We start from the raw sequence: 17,054 nt of genomic DNA, 5'->3' as shown, positions 1-17,054 counted from the left end.
GTGATAGACAAGGAGCATGGCTATTACTGCACTCAAAGGTACCCCTGTCCAGACCGTTGGCGAACTGCCCGCCGTTGGCGAAACCGCTCCTGACTTCACGCTCACCGGTGCCGACCTCGGCAACGTGACCAGCTCCGAGCTGCGCGGCAAGCGCGTCGTGCTGAACATCTTCCCGTCCATCGACACCGGCGTCTGCGCCTCCTCGGTCCGCAAGTTCAACGAACTGGCCGCAGGACTCGACAACACCGCCGTCGTTTGCGCCTCGGCCGACCTGCCGTTCGCGCTGGGCCGCTTCTGCGGTGCCGAGGGCATCGAAAACGTTGTTCCGACCTCGACCTTCCGCTCCGATTTCGGCGCCGAATTCGGCCTCACCCTGGGTGACGGCCCGATGCAGGGCCTGCTGGCCCGCGCGATCGTCGTCCTGGACGAGAAGGGCGCGGTCCTGCACACCGAGGTCGTCCCCGAGATCACCACCGAGCCGAACTACGACGCAGCCGTCGCGGCACTCTCCAACTAACGCGTAGGCCGAGGGGCCGGGGCAGGATCCAGGATTTTCCCTGGGTCCGGCCCCGGCCCCTTTTTCGTCTTCGGCAGGCCGGATCGGGCACGGAAATGGCCAGCTGACCTAGCGGGACCGATTCATGTGACGACTTTGTGTGCGCGTCAAGCAAGACATGTCCGTGAGACTTTTTATGATCGCTAGACAAGTCAAACGATCATAAGCAATCATAGAAGGCAGGAGCATGCCATTTCCGGGCCCAATCGTGGGCGCCGGGACTTAGAAGGAGACAGTCGTGAGCGATACCAGCCAGCTTGGCCACCACATGGACGCCGAACTCACCTCGCAGCCGGAGATGTGGGAACGGGCAATCGCCCAGTCCAAGGCCGAGAACCTGCTTCCGGCAGACGGATTGCGCGTCGCTGTCGTTGGGTGCGGCACCTCCTGGTTCATGGCCCAGGCCTACGCCGCCGCCCGCGAATCCGCCGGCAGGGGCGTGACCGATGCGTTCGCCGCATCCGAAGCCTTCATCGCCACCCGCGACTACGACGCGTTGGTTGCCATCACCCGCTCGGGCACCACCTCCGAGGTCCTGGAACTGCTGGCGGAACTGGACGGATCCATCCCGACCGTCGCCGTCATCGGAGACACCACCTCCCCGATCGTTGCCAAGGTCGACGCCGTGATCGCCCTGCCCTACGCGGACGAGGAATCGGTGGTGCAGACGCGCTTCGCGACCACCGCGCTGGCCTACCTGCTCACCAGCGTCGGAGTGGACCTGGCCGACGCCGTGGCCGATGCCCGCACCGCGGTCACCGCCCAGACCCCGGCCGAGCTACTGGAAGCCGAGCAGTTCACGTTTCTGGGCCGCGGCTGGACCGTTGGCCTGGCCCACGAAGCGGCGCTGAAGATGCGCGAGGCCGTGCAGGGCTGGACGGAGTCCTACCCGGCCATGGACTACCGCCACGGCCCGATCGCCATTGCCGCCCCGAACCGCGTGACGTGGATGCTCGGCGAGGAGCCCGAGGGCCTGGCCGGAGACATGGTGCGCACCGGGGCCCTGTACCTCAACAACGACGTGCACCCGCTGGCCGAGCTGGCCCGCATCCACCGTGTCACCCTGGACCGCGCCCGCGCCCGCGGCATGAACCCTGATGCGCCGCGCAACCTGACCCGTTCGGTCATCCTCTCCGACGAGGCCTAGGGAAGCGACCGGGAGTCCCTGACACCATGAACCCTCCATACCTGCTCTTCGACGTCGGAGGCACCGACGTCAAGTCGGCGCTGGCCGACGATGCGGGAAACCTGCTGGGCATCCGCCGGGTTCCCACCCGGCGCGGCACCGCGAATCCCGCGGAAACACTGATCGAACAGCTCCACGTGCTGGGGGCCGAACTAAGGGCGGAAACACCGTTGGTTCGCCCCGAGGCCGTGGGGTTGCTCGTGTGCGGGATCGTCGACGAGGAGCGGGGGCGCGGGGTGTTCTCCGCAAACCTTGGGTGGCGCGATGCCCCCCTGCGCGACATGGCGGCCCGCGCCTTCTCGCTTCCCGTCGGCTTTGGGCACGACGTGGCCATGGCCGGAGCCGCCGAATTGGAATTCGGGGCCGGCGCCGAACTGGGAGCCAAGGTCCGCAATGCCGTCATGCTGGTCATCGGGACCGGCATTGCCGCCGCGCTCTTCATCGACGGACGCCCGGTTTCCGCCGGGGGATATGCGGGGGAACTCGGCCACGCGGCGGTGCCGGGCGGGCTCGATTGCCCGTGTGGCGCCCACGGATGCCTGGAAACCCTTGGCTCTGCAGGTGCCATCGCCAAGCGCTACTCGCAGGCCAGCGGCACCCAGGTGCGCGGCGCCCGCGAAGTGCTCAAAGCCATGCAGTCGGGGGACCCGACCGCGGCAAGGATCTGGGACGAGGCCGTGGAGGCCATCGCCTTTTCCATCGCGCAGCTCAGCGCCTGCATCGCACCGGAGACGGTCGTCATCGGCGGCGGGCTCGCCCAAGCCGGGGAGGCGCTGCTGGAACCGCTGCGCCACTCGGTGCGCCGCAGGCTTTCCTACCATCGGGAACCGCTGATCGTCCCCGCCCGGCTTGGAGGGGATGCCGGCCTGCACGGCGCCTTCCTGAAAGCCTCCGAGGCCTTGGGCAGGAAACCATGATCCTGACGATCACGCCGAACCCCGCCGTCGACGAGACCTACGGACTCGAGGTCCTGGACGTGGGCGGGAGCAACAGGGTCGATGCCCCGGTGCGCAGGGCAGGCGGCAAGGGCCTGAACGTGGCCCGGGTCGCTCATTCCCAGGGAGTACCAGTCCTCGCGGTCGCGCCGGTGGGGGGACCCAACGGGCGGGTGTTCACCAGGGAGCTCGAATCCGCGGGAGTCGCGCATTCGCTGATCCCGGTCGCCGCAGAGACCCGACGCAGCTTCGCCCTGGTCGAGCACGCCACGGGACGCACCACGGTTCTCAACGAACGCGGAGGCGCGCTGGGCGCGAACGAATGGGACGCCATCCGCGCCCGTGTCATCGCGCTGCTGGACCAGGGGGCAACGGTTCTGGCTGCCTGCGGGTCGTTGCCGGAGGGAGCAGATACGGACTTCTTTCCGTGGTGCGTGCGGGAAGCGGCACGCCGTGGCATCCCCAGCATCATCGACACCTCCGGTCCCGCGTTGCTGGCCGCTGCCCGCGCCGGTGCCACGGTGCTCAAGCCCAACCACCACGAGCTGGCCGAAGTCACCGGCACCGATTCGTTGGCGGGCGGAGCCGCGATCCTGTTGGACGCCGGGGCCAAGCACGTCTACGCGAGTGCCGGCGAAGCGGGCCTCTTTCATTTTGCCGTGGCAAGGCCCGGGCATTGGGCATCGGCCCGCCTGCCCGAACCCCTGGCGGGCAACCCCACCGGTGCCGGGGATTCGGCGGTCGCCGCCATCGCCGTGGGCCTGCACCGGCGCGAGGACCACGATTCGGTGGTCCTTCCCCGGGCGGCGGCCTGGTCGGCCTCCGCGGTGCTCATGCCGACCGCGGGGGAGCTGCACCCCTCGCACCCGGAATTGGCCCGGGCCCTCGTTCTTGCCACGTCCGAATCTCCATAAAGCCCGTCCCCCCATGCTTCGCCCTCCCTTTGAAAGGACGCATCCACGGTGCCCTTGGTCAATACCGCAGAAATCATCAATGCCGCCCGTACCGCCAAGATCGGACAAGGCGCCTTCAACGTCATCCACCTGGAAAGTGCCGAGGCACTCATCCGGGGAGCCGAGCTGGCGCAAACCCCGGTGATCCTGCAGGTCTCCGAAAATTGCGTGACCTACCACGGCGGCCTGGAGCCCGTCGCCCTTGCGACGCTCGCCGCCGCCCGCACCGCGAGCGTGCTCGTTGCCGTCCACCTCGACCATGCGGAATCCGAGGACCTGGCCCGCGCGGCGGTGGACCTGGGCTTCGGCTCGATCATGTTTGACGGAGCGCACCTGGAGTACGACGACAACGTTGCCGCCACCAGGCGCGTGGCCGAATACGCGCATGCGGCCGGCGTCTACGTCGAGGCCGAGCTCGGCAAGATCGGCGGCAAGGACGGAGCGCACGCGCCGGGCGTGCGCACGGATCCCGCGGAGGCGGCATCCTTCGTGGGTGCCACCGGCGTGGACGCCCTGGCCGTGGCGGTGGGTTCCTCCCATGCGATGCTCGATCGCTCCGCGGCACTGGACCTCGACCTGATCGCACGGATCCGTGCCGCCCTGGATGTGCCACTGGTGCTCCACGGGTCCTCGGGGGTCAGCGACGAAAACCTCGTGGCGGCCATCGACGCCGGCATGACCAAGATCAACGTCTCCACGCACCTGAACGGCTTCTTCACCCGGGCCGTCCGCGAATACCTCGAGGAGAACCCCTCGGTGGTCGATTCGCGCAAGTACATGGCCCGTGGCCGGGATGCGATGGCCACCGAAGCCGCTCGGCTGCTGCGCCTTTTCGCCGGGCAGCCACGCTGAATTCGCCGCTGGCCGCTTCGTGCAACACTTAATGCATGGATCTGTTGGTGTCGCCCGCGCTTACGATTCCCTCGGCGGAATTGGGCTGGCGCTTCTCGCGTTCCTCCGGGCCCGGCGGCCAACACGTCAACACCTCGGACAGCCGCGTCGAACTCTTCTGGAGCGTCACGGACTCCTTGGCGCTCACCGATAGCCAGCGAACGATGCTGGCCGCCCGCCTGGAGCGTCGCCTCGTCGCCGGGGTGCTCACCGTGACGGCCTCCGAACAACGCTCCCAACTTCGCAATCGCGAAACCGCCCTGCGCAAGCTCTCCGAGCTCGTGGCCGCCGGACTCGCTCCCGAACCCGCGAGCCGGCGCGCGACCAAGCCCACCCGGGGCTCGAAGAAGCGGCGCCTCGCCGCAAAGAGCCGGCGTTCGGAAACGAAACGGCAGCGCCAGCGCCCCTCCTCCGAGTAGCTCCCGCGCCCGATTTCCTTCGGTTCCGCATTCCCACAGGCTTCCTGCCACTCCGGGGCGTTGGCTCCCTTGCCGAGTCCGCGGCTCGGGGAGGAGAACCGCCACACCCACTCGCGCTTGCGGCAGAAACCCGGTGGTGACAAGGCCTTGCCCGGACTTCCGCGTCCACGGCCGAAAATTCCCGAGTTCGGGCTTCCCACCACTTGACTGAGTGTCCGTGGTCACAGCATAATCAAGGGAAGATGTGCGTTATTGATCGTTCTAATTGTGAATAAAGCACATAACATCATTTTTGTCGTTGTGAAGTGCCAAACGATCACACCGACCACATGGAGCGAGGACCGATGAAAAAGCGCACTCTCCGAGGAACATTCATTGCCGGTGCCGCGGCCGCAGCATTGCTGCTGACCTCTTGCGGTTTCGGCGGCGGCACCACGGACGGGGGCGGCGAGTCCGGCGCCCCCGGCGCCGTCACCACCCTGGACATGCTGGTTCCCAGCTATTCCACCGGAACCAAGGCCCTGTGGGAGGGCGTGATCAAGGACTTCGAGGCGGCCAACACCGACGTGAAGATCAATCTTGAAATCCAGTCCTGGGAAAACCTGGAAAGCGTGTTGAAGACGAAGGTCCAGGGCAACAAGGCACCCGACATCTACAACGGCGGCGCCTTCGCCGAATTCGCCGCCGAGGGCCTGCTGGCCCCGGCCGCCGACATCGCCTCCGAGGCGACCGTGGCCGACTTCCAGCCGTCGTTTGCCGACAACGAAAAGCTCGAAGGGACCCAGTATGGCCTGCCGCTGATTGCCTCGGCCCGCGCACTCTTCTACAACAAGACGTTGATGGAGGAAGCCGGGATCTCCTCGGTCCCCAAGACCTGGGACGAACTCCACGACGCAGCCATGGCCGTGAGCGAGAAGACCAAGGCCGACGGCTACGGCATGCCGCTGGGCAGCGAAGAAGCGCAGGGCGAATCGATGATCTGGTTCGCCGGCAACGGCGGCAACTTCGGCGACACCGCCAGCATTGCCGTGGACACCCCGGCCAACGTCGAAGCCACCGAGTACATGCAGAAGATGATCAAGGACGGTGCCACGCAAAAGAACCCGGGCGCCACCCAGCGCACCCCGATGCTCAACACCTTCGTCCAGGGCAAGCTCGGCTTCGCCTATGGGCTGCCGCAGACCGTTGGCCAGATCGAAAAGGAGAACCCCGACCTTGAGTACGGCATCGCGCCGGTGGCCACCAAGTCCGGTGCGCCGGCAACCCTTGGCGTCGCCGACCGCCTGATGTCATTCAAGAACGACGGTTCCAAGACAGCGGCCGTCAAGAAGTTCATGGACTACTTCTTCGCCGCCGACGTCTACACCGATTGGGTTTCCACCGAGGGCTTCCTGCCGACCACCAAGTCCGGCTCCGAGAAGCTGGCAGGCGACGAAACGCTCAAGCCGTTCCTCGACATGTTGCCCAACGCGGTCTTCTACCCGACCACCAACCCGGCATGGAACGCCACCGACGGCGCCTTCAAGTCGTTGATGGGGCAGATCGATACGGGCAAGAGCGCTGCGGATGTCCTGAAGGAAATCCAGGCCAAGGCCGACGCAGCCAGCTAGCCGCACCGCCCCCGGCCCCGGACGAGGCCCCGGCATCCGCCGGTCACGTGCACCGGGCCGGGCTCAACCCGGCCAAGACGGGCGGGGCTCACCTCCAACGAGGGAGCCCCGCCCGCGGTTGAAGTACACAATTTTCCGCCCCCGTAACGCAGGAGATCCCCGCCATGAGCGTCGCAACCTCCCCGAAGCGCCGGTCCGCGCGCACATCCGCCAGGGAGGGCGGGTCGTTCCTCGCGGCCCTGCCGTGGATCGGCCCGGCGCTCCTGTTGATCCTGGCCATCGTGGTGTTCCCCGCCGGGTACATGATCTATAACTCCACCCGGAAGATCTCACAGGTCGGCACCGACCTCGAGGGCGTGGGCTTCGCGAACTTCTCCAAGGTCTTCGCCGACCCGGCGCTGCCGCGGATCCTGCTGAACACCGTGGTCTGGGTGGTGGTCGTGGTGGCATTCACCGTGGTGATTTCCCTGGCGCTGGCGCAGTTCCTGAACAAGCCCTTCCCCGGGCGGACCCTGGTGCGCATGGCGGTCATTGTCCCGTGGGCGGCATCGGTGGTCATGACCACCACCGTGTTCTACTACGCGGCGGATCCCAACTACGGGATCTTCAACAAGTTCCTCATCGACATCGGCGTCCTGGACGAGGGGTACGGGTTCACCAAGAACGCCGTCCCGGCGATGGCCGTGGCCATCGTGGTCGCGATCTTCGTGTCGATCCCGTTCACCACCTACACGCTCCTGGCCGGCCTGCAGGCAATCCCCAACGAGACGCTGGAGGCCGCCCGCATGGACGGGGCGAACCGCTGGGGAACCTACCTCTTCGTGATCCTGCCGCAGCTGCGCGGGGCGCTGGCGGTGGCCGTGCTGATCAACATCATCAACGTGTTCAACAACCTGCCGATCCTGAAGATCATCACCGGATCCATTCCCGGCTACAGCGCGGACACGCTGATGACCTACATCTTCAAGGTCCTGCAATTCGACCGCCGGCTGGACATCTCCTCGGCGCTCTCGGTGGTGAACTTCGCGATCGTGCTGGTGATCGTCGCGATCTACGTCAAGACCGTCAAGCCCATGAGGGAGGTCTAGGAATCCCATGTCGATCCTGATCACCGAGGACCGTGCCTCCCGCCGAACCGTCATCTGGCGCATGGTCGTGGGCCTGCTCGTCGCCATCGCGTTCCTGATTCCCTACGGGATCATGTTCTTTGGGTCGCTCAAGACCCAGGCCGAGATCCTTGCCATCCCGCCAAGCTACCTGCCGCGGGAAGGGGCGCAGTGGTCGAACTACCTGACCATGTGGGACACCCCCGAAACCCCGGTGGCCTTCAACCTCATCTCCACCATCGTCATCTCCCTATGTGCCACCTTGCTGGTGCTGCTGGTGGCCACCCCGGCCGCCTACTACACCGCGCGCTTCAAGTTCCCGGGCAAGATGGTCTTCATGTTCCTGGTGATCGTCACCCAGATGCTGCAGCCGGCGGTGCTGACCGCGGGCCTGTTCAAGCAGATGCTTGCCATGAACCTCTACGACACCTGGCTGGCCATGATCCTGATCAACGCCGCCTTCAACCTGGCCTTCGCGGTGTGGATCATGCATTCGTTCTTTGCCTCGGTTCCCAAGGAGGTCGACGAAGCGGCGCAGATCGATGGGGCCGGAAAGATCCTGGTGCTCTTCCGCATCAACCTGCCGCTGGTCTGGCCGGGCATCGTCACCGCGGTGATCTTCACCTTCGTCTCCTGCTGGAACGAATTCGCCGCCTCCCTGGTCATCCTCTCCACCGCGGAGAACCAGCCGCTGTCGGTGGCGTTGACCAGGTTCGTGGGACAATACTCCACGGCCTGGCAGTACGTCTTCGGCGTCTCGATCGTGGCCATCATCCCGGTGATCGTCCTGTTCATGCTCATTGAGAAGCGCCTGATCGGCGGCCTGGCCGCCGGAGCTGTAAAGTAGGTTCCCGTGCCGCGGCGCGGTTCGCCAAACCCGTGGTGACCTCATCCTCCGCCGTTCGGCGGAGCCGGATGCACCAGCGGCGGAAGCCGCGAGTGGTCCGGGCCGCGGGCAACGGACGGCTTCCTTGCCACGGATCGGCCGGTGGATCCCCACCCGGCCACATGACGACAGACGGGTGAAAAGGTGAAACGCGAAGAACGCCTCAACGCCATCCTCGAACTGCTTTCCCGGTTCGGGAAGATCGAGGTCGACGACATCGTGCACAAACTCGAGGTCTCGCCCGCCACCGCACGCCGGGACCTGGACTCGCTGGCCGCCTCCTCGCTGCTCTCGCGCACCCACGGCGGAGCGGTGTCCAACACCGTGGCCTACGACCTGCCGGTTCGCTACCAAAAGGAAGACGCGGCGGTGCAGAAGCATGCCATCGCGGTGCTCGCCGCCTCCATGGTCACCCAGGACATGGTGGTGGGCCTTTCCGGCGGCACCACCTCGAGCGCCATTGCCACTCAGCTGGGGATGCGCCGCGAGCTGGTCAACGACTCCGGGCGGACCACCTTCACCGTGGTGACCAACGCCGTCAACATCGCCTCGATGCTGGCGGTGCGCACGCACGTGAAGGTGATGGTCACCGGGGGAGTGCTGAACCCGCGGTCCTACGAACTGGTCGGCCCCTTTGCGGAACAGTCGCTGGAAAAGGTCACCTTGGACGTAGCCTTCGTGGGCATCAACGGCCTGGAGGCGAACATCGGGCCGACGGTCTCGGACGAGTTCGAGGCCTCCATCAACGACCTGATGATCCGCCGGGCGCGCCGCAGCTACCTGGTGTGCGACTCCTCGAAGATCGGGCACAGCGCCTTTGCGACCCTGTCCCGGTCGACGTTCAGCGCATTGATCACCGATGACGGGATCACCGAGGAACAGAAGCGCGAGTTGGTGGAGTCGGGCATTCCCGTCATCATTGCCGAATCGAGGCCGGGCGCGCGCTAGCCGCGGGCTGCCTCGGCAGCGGCCATGAGGCGCGGACGGATCTTCCCGATCAGCGCAGCGGAATCCCGCCCCGGATTCAGCGAGGCGTCGTAGACGCTTTCCAGGGACATGGCTCCGAGCCAGATGCGGGCGCGCCAGGCCACGTCCAGGCTCGGGGCAATGTCCTCGAGCAGGTGGGCTCCGTGCCACAGGCCAAGGTAGGCGGTGTTCAGCGCCGGGTCCCAGGCGGCGGCCAGGTCCCAGTCGAGGATGCCGAGCAGTTCGCCGTCGCGCCAACGCATGTTGTGGCCGGCGAGGTCTCCGTGGACCAGCGCCGGCGCCACCGCCTCAAAGCCCGGGAGGGCGTCCAGGACCCGCTGCGCGGCCCCGGCCAACTCCGCGGGCAGGGCCTCCAAGGTGGCCTCGATCTTTGGCGCGGTCCACGGGCCCCGGAAGGAAAAGGGCGGGGCCAGCAGCGGGGCAAGCGGCCCGACCTCGACGGCCGCGAGCTCCTCGAGCACGGCGCGCAGGCGGGTGGCGTCACCGGTGTGCGGCAGGTGCGGAGCACCCGGGACGTAGCGCTGGATGACGGCGGAGCACCCATCGCCGTGCCAGACCTCGCTCAACGCGGCGGGCAGCTGGAAGCTGAAACGGCCCTCCAATGCCTGGACCAGATCCACGCGCCGTTGCATCTGCCGGGCCGCTTCCGCGGTGCGGCTCATCCGCATCACGGCTTCGCCCTCGGCCACCAGCACCAGGTGGAATTGTCCACCCTCATCCACGCGCGCGGCCTTCCAGTCCGGCCCCGGATAAAGGGCGGTGGCCAGCTTGTATTCGCGGGGCAGGGCTTCTCGGGTCACCCATCCATCCTTGCAGGTCAACAGGTGTGTGGGTACACAGGATCACCACGTAGGATCGAAGGCATGAGCTCAGAAGCGTCGGGGAACACCCGGTTCAGCGAAGCATCGGGGAGATCGAAGGCAGACGCCGGGACCCGCCGTGGGCTGAGGATCGAGCTGCTCATCGTCCTGGGCTTGTCCCTGGGCCAATCGGGCATCTACGCGATCGTGAACCTCATCGACAAGATGACCAGGGCACCCCTGGGCTCACAGACCACGTCGCTGAACAATTCGCTGAACCAGCGCCAGTACTTCGACCTGACCTACCAATTGCTGGACATCTTCTTCGCCCTGGTGCCGGTGATGCTGGTCCTTTACCTGCTCTGGCGGATTCCCGGGGGCAACCCCTTTGCCCGGCTCGGCTTCGACCTGGTGCGGCCGTTCAGGGACCTGGGCTGGGGGACCGGGCTGTTTCTGGCCATGGGCATCGGAACCCTCGGCGTCTACGCGTTGGGGCGTGCACTTGGGCTGACCACGATCATCGTGCCGGCGGCGTTGGATGACTATTGGTGGACTGTACCGGTCTTGGTCTTCTCCGCGATCCGCCACGGCATCCTGGAAGAAGTCATCGTCGTCGGGTACCTCTTCGAGCGCCTCGGTCGCCTGGGCTGGGGGAAGTGGCAGATCATCTTCGCCAGTGCCGTGCTGCGGGGCAGCTACCACCTCTACCAGGGCATTGGCCCCTTCATCGGAAACGTCGCCATGGGCGTGGTCTTCGGCTACGTGTATTCGAAGCGGGGCAGGGTCATGCCGCTGGTCATCGCCCATGCGTTGTTGGATATCGCGGGATTCGTCGGCTATGCGCTGGTGGGCACGGCCATCGGGCTGGGTTCCTGAAACACGGTTTGATTACGTTCTTTGTGAAAGCTTGTGCTTCCGGGGCCCGTTGCTAGGCTCAAGGCAGACAGGCCCCAGAAAGCTCGCGCCACCAACTTGCTGCGCTGCCGGGGCAGGGCCCCGCAACCAAGGAGCTGGACATGCCCCAGGCCATGAGTTCTCAGAAAATGTTCCGCGTTGGATTGGTGTTGGGGATTCTGGGAGCCCTCTTTTATCTGGTCGCATCGCCGCTCTTGGGCTGGCTGATCAATGAAAGCAACATCTACGACCCGCTGAGGGGATTCGTGGGCGGACTTGCCGCAGTGCTCCAGCAAGGTGCCTTCTACGGCGGACTGTTCCTGTTGGCCGGTTCCTTCGTGGTTCGTTCGGCGGAGGAGGCCGTGGCCGCCGTCCGAAAAGACAAGCATGCGCAGCCCGAACGGCCTCGGGATTAGGTGCCGGAACCGGCCGAGAGAACTGTCTGCCATTGGTAGACGGTGAGTGCCGGGAAACGTGGAGAAAGTCGAGAAGCAACGATGCCCCAACTTTTGAGTTCCAAAACGATGCTCCGCCTCGGCTTCGTACTGGCTGCCGTCGGTGCGATCGTGGCCGTGATCGGCAATCCGATCTGGCCGTGGTACTACGACACGATGTTGCCGGGAACCGAACTGGTCTACTGGATAACCGGACTGCTGCAGCAAGTCCTGCTGGTCGGCGGACTGTTGATGGCGATCGGGTCCATCATGGTGAAGCACTTCGAAATACTGAAGGACGAACTGCTGGACGTCGTCGACGAAGCTGTCGGCGGAACGGACTAGGTATTAAGCAAGGTGGGGATCGGCCGGATGAACCGGTCGATCCCCACCTTGATTGTGGTTCCTCGCGCTGCGTCGTTACAGCGTGATTTGACCCTTGGGCGTTTCAAAGGTCACCGAGAGGATTCCCGGCGTTCCGTTGGGAGCCTGCCAATCAACAGCGACCTCGCCAACGGGCAGCTGCTCGGGCTGTCCGAGCCAGTCGGCGACGCGTTCGCTGGAGCCGGCAATGCTGATCGAGGAGATCTTGCCCTGTGGTTCCAGTGCCTTTGACGGGTGCAGGTCCTCGGTCCCGTCGTCCCAGCGCAGCAGGTACGGAACCTGCGGATCGGCGATCAGGCCGTTGATGCCGATCTGGCGCCAGGTCAGTTCCTGCCCGTCCGGGAATTTCCGGTTTCCCGGAACGGAGCCCCGGCCCAGGCGTTCTTCCGCCGGAGCCAGGTCATCAACCGCAACGCACCAACCCATCCAGCCGCCACCGAGTTCGGAACGGGCCCGTACGGCCTGGCCAAACGGTGCCTTGTCCGATGCCGGGTGGTTCAAGACCTCGACAACTTCCAGGTACTGGTTGTTCTTCAGCGGGAAGATGACATTGCGCGTACCAAAACGTGGGTGCACACCGCCCTTTACAGATTCGAGTCCAAGGGCCTCGCCGATCCGAGCGGCAGTTGCCGCGAGGCCGTCGGGTCCACAAGCGTAAGTTACATGGTCCAACCTCATCATGTGCCTATCATGGCACTTTGTGATCTGGCTCTCGACTTAGGCTGCCCTAACTTGCTTTGGGGCAGCTTTCCCCAAACGGCCGCGGGGTAGTGCGGTTGCCTTTCGGCTTGTCACAATTTGAGACGTGGTTGCGAAGATATGAAGCCCTGCGCCAGACTTATTGCCAAGGTCATGAGTTTCAGCAGAAGGCCCCGGCTTGCTGAACGGCAACCCTCCGCCGCGGTGGGGTGCCCCGGGTGAAGACCAGGCCCTACGTCAAAAAGACGTGGGACAAGCGCGGGATTGCCCCCAGCCAAGGCACGGCCTCTGCCGGAGTCGGCTTCGGGCATACCCCTAGAATCCTTGAAGGGGAAGAGATGTCTAACAACTGGTCCTTTGAAACCCGTCAGATCCATGTGGGGCAGGAACCCGACTCCGCAACCGGCGCACGCGCCCTGCCGATCTACCAAACCAGCTCGTTCGTGTTCCCGAGCGCCGAAAGCGCCGCAGCACGCTTTGCCCTGGCCGAGCTGGAACCGATCTACACGCGCATCGGCAACCCGACGCAGGAAGCCGTGGAGCAGCGCATCGCCAACCTCGAAGGCGGCGTGGGAGCATTGTTGCTGGCTTCTGGCCAGGCGGCCACCACGTTCTCGATCTTGAACCTCGCCGAGGCCGGCGACCACATCGTGGCCAGCCCGAGCCTTTATGGGGGAACGCAGAACCTCTTCAAGCACACCCTGCGCAAGCTGGGCATCGAAGTCACCTTTGTTGCCGATCCGGATGACCTCGACGGGTGGCGCGCAGCGGTGAAGCCCAACACCAAGGCATTCTTCGGCGAAGTGGTTTCCAACCCGCGCCAGGACGTGCTCGACATCGAAGGCGTCTCGGCCATCGCGCACGAGGCGGGTGTGCCGCTGCTTGTCGACAACACCCTGGCCACTCCGTACCTGATCCGTCCCATCGAGTGGGGAGCGGACATCGTGATCCACTCCGCCACCAAGTACCTCGGCGGACACGGCACCGCGATCGCCGGTGTCATTGTGGATTCGGGCAACTTCGACTTTGCCGCCGATCCGGAAAAGTTCCCCGGCTTCAACACCCCCGACGAGTCCTACAACGGGCTGGTGTTCGCCCGCGACCTCGGCGTCAACGGTGCCCTGGGTGCCAACCTGGCCTTCATCCTCAAGGCCCGCGTGCAGTTGCTCCGCGACCTCGGGTCGGCCGTTGCACCGTTCAACGCGTTCCTTATCGCCCAGGGCCTGGAAACGCTCTCTCTGCGCATGGAGCGCCACGTCTCCAACGCCGTGGAGGTCGCGCAATGGCTTGAGGCCCAGCCGCAGGTTGAGCGTGTCATCTACGCGGGGCTCCCCTCCAGCCCGTGGTTCGAGCGGGGCCGCAAGTACGGTCCGCGCGGAACCGGAGCCATTGTCGCCTTCGAGATTGCCGGGGGAAGCGTGGCGGGCCAGGGTTTCGTCGACGCGCTGGAACTGCACTCACACGTGGCAAACCTCGGTGATGTGCGGTCGTTGGTCATCCACCCGGCCTCCACCACCCACGCGCAGCTGACCGAGGCCGAACAGCTTGCGGCCGGGGTGTCCCCGGGCCTGGTCCGCTTGAGCGTCGGCATCGAGAACGTTGCCGACATCATCGCCGACCTGCATGCAGGCTTCGAGGCCGTGGCCTCGTTGGGTGATGTCGAGTTGCAGGGCACCCGGTGAGCGTGGAGACGAACGTGGTCCTTTATGACGCAGAAACCGCAGCGGCGTTGGACTATGCCCCCGATGGCATCCTGCGGCACCTGCACACCGGTGCCTACACCTTCGAAACGGGTGCGACGCTGCCGGAAATCGTGCTGGGGTACGAAACCTGGGGCACGCTGAATGCCGATGCCTCCAACGCCATCTACATCGCCCATGCACTGACCGGCGACAGCCACGTTGCGCGCGGCGCCTCGACGGAACCGGGCTGGTGGGACGGTTTTGTGGGACCGGGCAAGACGGTGGACACCGAGCGCTACTTTGTGGTTTCGGCGAACATGGTTGGCGGCTGCTCCGGAAGCACGGGGCCGGCCAGCCTTGACCCGGATGGCGTGGCCTGGGGATCGCGGTTCCCGTTCACGACCATCAAGGATTCGGTGCGCCTTGAGGCACGCCTGGCCGACGAGCTGGGAATCACCACGTGGCACACCGTGCTGGGCGGATCCATGGGCGGGGCCCGCGCACTGGAGTGGGCCGTCGAGTTCCCAGAGCGCGTGAAGAACTGCGTGGTGGTGGCCTCCTCGGCCGAGTCGTCGGCCGAGCAGATTGCCTTCGCCCAGGCGCAAACCGCCGCGATCAGGTTGGACCCGGAGTTCGCCGGAGGCGACTACTACGCCAATGAACTCGTCCCTTCGGCGGGGCTGGGGATTGCGCGACGCATTGCCCACATCACGTACCGCACGGCGGCCGAACTGGACGTCAGGTTCGGGCGGGCACCGCAAGGGGACGAATTGCCGGTCTCAAGCCCCGGCCTGGACCGCGGGCGGTACCAGGTGGAAAGCTACCTGGACCACCAAGCCAGCAAGCTGGTGGGCCGCTTTGACGCCAACAGCTACTTGGTGTTGACCGAGGCGCTCATGAGCCACGACGTTGGCAGAGGCCACGGTTCCATCGAGTCTGCCTTGGCACGACTTGGAGACGTGAATTTCCTGGTGGCCGCCGTGGATTCGGACCGCCTGTACTGGCCCGAGCAATCGGAGCGCCTGGCCAAACTGCTGCCGAATCCGTGCAAGGTCCAGTACATCACGTCGCCAATTGGCCACGACGGCTTCCTGACCGACATCGAGCAACTCAGCGATGCCCTCGAGGAGAACATTTTCGCGCGGGAGTCCGGCCTGCAAGCCGACGCCGGCTAGGAAAACGGACATGGCTCCGGTTCAGGGTTTGTTCCGCGGCCGGAGCCATTCGTTTTCCATGAGGTATGAGACCTAGTCGGTCAGGATCCTCAGACGCGCGACGGCGAAGACTCCCATGAGCACGGGCATTGCATCGAAAACGACGCCCATCCCTCCGGGAAGATCCGACGCGTCCGCTCCCACGTATCCGAAATCCACGGCGTCCCCGGGCGCCGACAGTTCGGTGGGAGATTCATCCATCGTGATGGAGTCTGAGTCGTTGACTGGGTGCCCTCCTCATAATGTCGCTTGCCGCTGCAAACTTGCCTGGCCCCTTGCTTCCAGCACTAGTCAAACACCCGTCGGCAAAAGTCTCGACGGATTTCACCAACCGTTTTGCATTCGTGATGTGCGGCGATGGAGTCCAGGCCGAGGTCCCCGCGGGCCCTGGCCGCCAATCAGTTAGATTGCGGGGCCGTTTCCCAGGGAGGCGTTCGGCGGCTGTTCGGTGAACGGAGTGGCAAGCGGACGCTTCGCCGAAATGCCGTCGCCCGAGGATTGGTGCCGAACGCGACGAATGACCCACGGGGCCAGGTGCGTGCGCGCCCAAATGAGGTCGTCACGCCGTGCCTCTCGCCAGTTCTTGAGCTGGGCCTCGCTGGGTTCAAGTTGTTTCAGCTTGTGCGGCACGTTGAGCGCGTCCAAGGCCATCGCCGCAATGGTGTGGTGACCCAGGGGGGAGAAGTGCAAGCGATCGTCCGCCCACATGCGGGGTTGGTGCAACTCCCGCAGGGACCACATGTCCGCCACCACCGCGTCGTAACGGGCGGCTATGGTTCGCACGTTTTCGTTGTAGATGGCCACCTTGCCCCGAATTCCGCCAAGCACCGGGGTGTCACGGATGTCGGGACCGGTGAAGAGCAGGATGGTTGCATTCGAGGTGGCCAGTACGCGCATGAGCGCGTCAAGCTTGTCCGCGATGGCATCCGGATCCCCGCCCGGACGAATCACGTCATTGCCGCCGGCGCACAAACTGATGAGGTCTGGCTTGAGCTCGAGGGCGGCCCCGGCCTGCTCATCGAATATCTGCGTGATGAGCCGTCCGCGGATGGCCAGGTTGGCGTAGGCAAAATCATCGACGTCGTGGCTGAGCTGCTCGGCAACTCGATCCGCCCAGCCACGGTAGCTCCCCGGATTGCGCGGGTCATCGTCGCCGACGCCTTCGGTGAAGGAATCTCCCAATGCGACATAGCGAGTCCATGGATGACGGGCAGTACCAGGATCGGTGGAGGCCGGGGAGGAAGTCTCGATGCTTTTGTTCACAAAGATATTCTTATCAAAGAATACGTAAGTTACCTAAGCGTAGGTTGAGCGGCAAATCGCCGAATGCCGCGAATTTCTGCTTGACTGGTCTGGTGAGCGAAACAAGTTGGAACCCCACTGTCATTTGGTCCCGCCCGGAATCCGAGCGCGCCGGC

The 17,054-nt window shown here is 65.2% G+C and carries 19 protein-coding genes and 1 riboswitch; of the genes, 15 read left to right on the top strand and 4 right to left on the bottom strand.

Annotation, left to right across the window (positions count from 1 at the left end; all coding sequences use genetic code 11):
- Positions 1–16: 16 nt before the first annotated feature.
- The 10 genes from tpx to ACIPVK_RS15040 all read left to right on the top strand — a co-directional run bounded on the left by tpx (position 17) and on the right by ACIPVK_RS15040 (position 9,490).
- Positions 17–517: a thiol peroxidase gene (tpx, locus tag ACIPVK_RS15085; RefSeq protein WP_407612795.1), complete on the top strand. Its 501-nt coding sequence runs from the start codon at positions 17–19 to the stop codon at positions 515–517.
- A gap of 307 nt (positions 518–824) precedes the next feature.
- A complete protein-coding gene (locus ACIPVK_RS15080; RefSeq protein WP_407612828.1) occupies positions 825–1,703 on the top strand; it encodes an SIS domain-containing protein in 879 nt (292 codons plus the stop codon).
- A gap of 26 nt (positions 1,704–1,729) precedes the next feature.
- Positions 1,730–2,659: an ROK family protein gene (locus ACIPVK_RS15075; protein ID WP_407612794.1), complete on the top strand. Its 930-nt coding sequence runs from the start codon at positions 1,730–1,732 to the stop codon at positions 2,657–2,659.
- Complete coding sequence (locus tag ACIPVK_RS15070; RefSeq protein WP_407612793.1) at positions 2,656–3,591, top strand: 1-phosphofructokinase family hexose kinase; 936 nt, start codon at positions 2,656–2,658, stop codon at positions 3,589–3,591. The genes ACIPVK_RS15075 and ACIPVK_RS15070 overlap by 4 nt, the downstream gene beginning before the upstream one ends.
- A 48-nt stretch (positions 3,592–3,639) precedes the next feature.
- Positions 3,640–4,482: a ketose-bisphosphate aldolase gene (locus ACIPVK_RS15065; protein WP_407612792.1), complete on the top strand. Its 843-nt coding sequence runs from the start codon at positions 3,640–3,642 to the stop codon at positions 4,480–4,482.
- A gap of 35 nt (positions 4,483–4,517) precedes the next feature.
- A complete protein-coding gene (gene arfB, locus ACIPVK_RS15060; protein ID WP_407612791.1) occupies positions 4,518–4,940 on the top strand; it encodes an alternative ribosome rescue aminoacyl-tRNA hydrolase ArfB in 423 nt (140 codons plus the stop codon).
- Positions 4,941–5,284: 344 nt separating this feature from the next.
- Positions 5,285–6,550, top strand: coding sequence for an extracellular solute-binding protein (locus ACIPVK_RS15055; protein WP_407612790.1), 1,266 nt, complete (start codon positions 5,285–5,287; stop codon positions 6,548–6,550).
- Positions 6,551–6,714: 164 nt separating this feature from the next.
- Positions 6,715–7,638 carry a carbohydrate ABC transporter permease gene (locus ACIPVK_RS15050; protein ID WP_407612789.1) on the top strand — a complete coding sequence of 308 codons (924 nt, stop codon included), beginning with the start codon at positions 6,715–6,717 and terminating at the stop codon, positions 7,636–7,638.
- A gap of 7 nt (positions 7,639–7,645) precedes the next feature.
- Positions 7,646–8,503, top strand: coding sequence for a carbohydrate ABC transporter permease (locus tag ACIPVK_RS15045; RefSeq protein ID WP_407612788.1), 858 nt, complete (start codon positions 7,646–7,648; stop codon positions 8,501–8,503).
- 183 nt (positions 8,504–8,686) lie between these two features.
- Entirely contained in the window at positions 8,687–9,490 is an 804-nt protein-coding gene (locus ACIPVK_RS15040) for a DeoR/GlpR family DNA-binding transcription regulator (RefSeq protein WP_407612787.1), read from the top strand.
- Here the strand turns inward: ACIPVK_RS15040 and ACIPVK_RS15035 are convergent.
- Positions 9,487–10,329 (bottom strand): phosphotransferase family protein, encoded by an 843-nt coding sequence (locus tag ACIPVK_RS15035; protein WP_407612786.1) that lies wholly within the window; start codon positions 10,327–10,329, stop codon positions 9,487–9,489. The genes ACIPVK_RS15040 and ACIPVK_RS15035 overlap by 4 nt on opposite strands.
- Before the next feature lie 63 nt (positions 10,330–10,392).
- Between ACIPVK_RS15035 and ACIPVK_RS15030 the strand changes: the two genes are divergently transcribed.
- The 3 genes from ACIPVK_RS15030 to ACIPVK_RS15020 all read left to right on the top strand — a co-directional run bounded on the left by ACIPVK_RS15030 (position 10,393) and on the right by ACIPVK_RS15020 (position 12,002).
- Positions 10,393–11,205, top strand: coding sequence for a CPBP family intramembrane glutamic endopeptidase (locus ACIPVK_RS15030; RefSeq protein WP_407612785.1), 813 nt, complete (start codon positions 10,393–10,395; stop codon positions 11,203–11,205).
- Positions 11,206–11,345: 140 nt separating this feature from the next.
- Positions 11,346–11,639: a hypothetical protein gene (locus ACIPVK_RS15025; protein WP_407612784.1), complete on the top strand. Its 294-nt coding sequence runs from the start codon at positions 11,346–11,348 to the stop codon at positions 11,637–11,639.
- A 93-nt stretch (positions 11,640–11,732) separates the two neighbouring features.
- The gene (locus tag ACIPVK_RS15020) at positions 11,733–12,002 is read left to right on the top strand and encodes a hypothetical protein (protein WP_407612783.1); all 270 of its coding nucleotides are present in this window, start codon (positions 11,733–11,735) and stop codon (positions 12,000–12,002) included.
- A 75-nt stretch (positions 12,003–12,077) separates the two neighbouring features.
- Here ACIPVK_RS15020 and ACIPVK_RS15015 read toward each other — a convergent pair whose 3' ends face one another.
- Complete coding sequence (locus ACIPVK_RS15015; RefSeq protein WP_407612782.1) at positions 12,078–12,722, bottom strand: VOC family protein; 645 nt, start codon at positions 12,720–12,722, stop codon at positions 12,078–12,080.
- Between the two features lie 167 nt (positions 12,723–12,889).
- Positions 12,890–13,005, top strand: a riboswitch (SAM riboswitch).
- Positions 13,006–13,078: 73 nt separating this feature from the next.
- Between ACIPVK_RS15015 and ACIPVK_RS15010 the strand changes: the two genes are divergently transcribed.
- Positions 13,079–14,422, top strand: coding sequence for a bifunctional o-acetylhomoserine/o-acetylserine sulfhydrylase (locus ACIPVK_RS15010; protein ID WP_407612781.1), 1,344 nt, complete (start codon positions 13,079–13,081; stop codon positions 14,420–14,422).
- A gap of 14 nt (positions 14,423–14,436) precedes the next feature.
- Positions 14,437–15,597 (top strand): homoserine O-acetyltransferase, encoded by a 1,161-nt coding sequence (locus tag ACIPVK_RS15005; RefSeq protein WP_407612780.1) that lies wholly within the window; start codon positions 14,437–14,439, stop codon positions 15,595–15,597.
- Between the two features lie 72 nt (positions 15,598–15,669).
- On the opposite strand, the gene ACIPVK_RS15000 is transcribed toward ACIPVK_RS15005, so the two are convergent.
- Both ACIPVK_RS15000 and ACIPVK_RS14995 read right to left on the bottom strand, forming a co-directional pair.
- Positions 15,670–15,837, bottom strand: a complete 168-nt coding sequence (locus ACIPVK_RS15000; protein ID WP_407612779.1) for a hypothetical protein — start codon at positions 15,835–15,837, stop codon at positions 15,670–15,672.
- Between the two features lie 201 nt (positions 15,838–16,038).
- Positions 16,039–16,899 carry an SGNH/GDSL hydrolase family protein gene (locus ACIPVK_RS14995; protein WP_407612778.1) on the bottom strand — a complete coding sequence of 287 codons (861 nt, stop codon included), beginning with the start codon at positions 16,897–16,899 and terminating at the stop codon, positions 16,039–16,041.
- Positions 16,900–17,054 lie beyond the last annotated feature (155 nt).

The organism is Paeniglutamicibacter sp. MACA_103 (genome assembly GCF_045798555.1).
In the GTDB taxonomy this organism is placed as follows: Bacteria; Actinomycetota; Actinomycetes; order Actinomycetales; family Micrococcaceae; genus Paeniglutamicibacter.
This window is presented reverse-complemented; position numbering and strand designations above follow the sequence as displayed.

Excerpts from the sequence above, each read along its gene's own strand:
- tpx (WP_407612795.1), top strand. The coding sequence starts at position 17 with ATGGCTATTACTGCACTCAAAGGTACCCCTGTCCAGACCGTTGGCGAA.
- ACIPVK_RS15080 (WP_407612828.1), top strand. The coding sequence starts at position 825 with ATGGACGCCGAACTCACCTCGCAGCCGGAGATGTGGGAACGGGCAATC.
- ACIPVK_RS15075 (WP_407612794.1), top strand. The coding sequence starts at position 1,730 with ATGAACCCTCCATACCTGCTCTTCGACGTCGGAGGCACCGACGTCAAG.
- ACIPVK_RS15070 (WP_407612793.1), top strand. The coding sequence starts at position 2,656 with ATGATCCTGACGATCACGCCGAACCCCGCCGTCGACGAGACCTACGGA.
- arfB (WP_407612791.1), top strand. The coding sequence starts at position 4,518 with ATGGATCTGTTGGTGTCGCCCGCGCTTACGATTCCCTCGGCGGAATTG.
- ACIPVK_RS15055 (WP_407612790.1), top strand. The coding sequence starts at position 5,285 with ATGAAAAAGCGCACTCTCCGAGGAACATTCATTGCCGGTGCCGCGGCC.
- ACIPVK_RS15050 (WP_407612789.1), top strand. The coding sequence starts at position 6,715 with ATGAGCGTCGCAACCTCCCCGAAGCGCCGGTCCGCGCGCACATCCGCC.
- ACIPVK_RS15045 (WP_407612788.1), top strand. The coding sequence starts at position 7,646 with ATGTCGATCCTGATCACCGAGGACCGTGCCTCCCGCCGAACCGTCATC.
- ACIPVK_RS15030 (WP_407612785.1), top strand. The coding sequence starts at position 10,393 with ATGAGCTCAGAAGCGTCGGGGAACACCCGGTTCAGCGAAGCATCGGGG.
- ACIPVK_RS15025 (WP_407612784.1), top strand. The coding sequence starts at position 11,346 with ATGCCCCAGGCCATGAGTTCTCAGAAAATGTTCCGCGTTGGATTGGTG.
- ACIPVK_RS15015 (WP_407612782.1), bottom strand. The coding sequence starts at position 12,722 with ATGATGAGGTTGGACCATGTAACTTACGCTTGTGGACCCGACGGCCTC.
- ACIPVK_RS15010 (WP_407612781.1), top strand. The coding sequence starts at position 13,079 with ATGTCTAACAACTGGTCCTTTGAAACCCGTCAGATCCATGTGGGGCAG.
- ACIPVK_RS15000 (WP_407612779.1), bottom strand. The coding sequence starts at position 15,837 with ATGGATGAATCTCCCACCGAACTGTCGGCGCCCGGGGACGCCGTGGAT.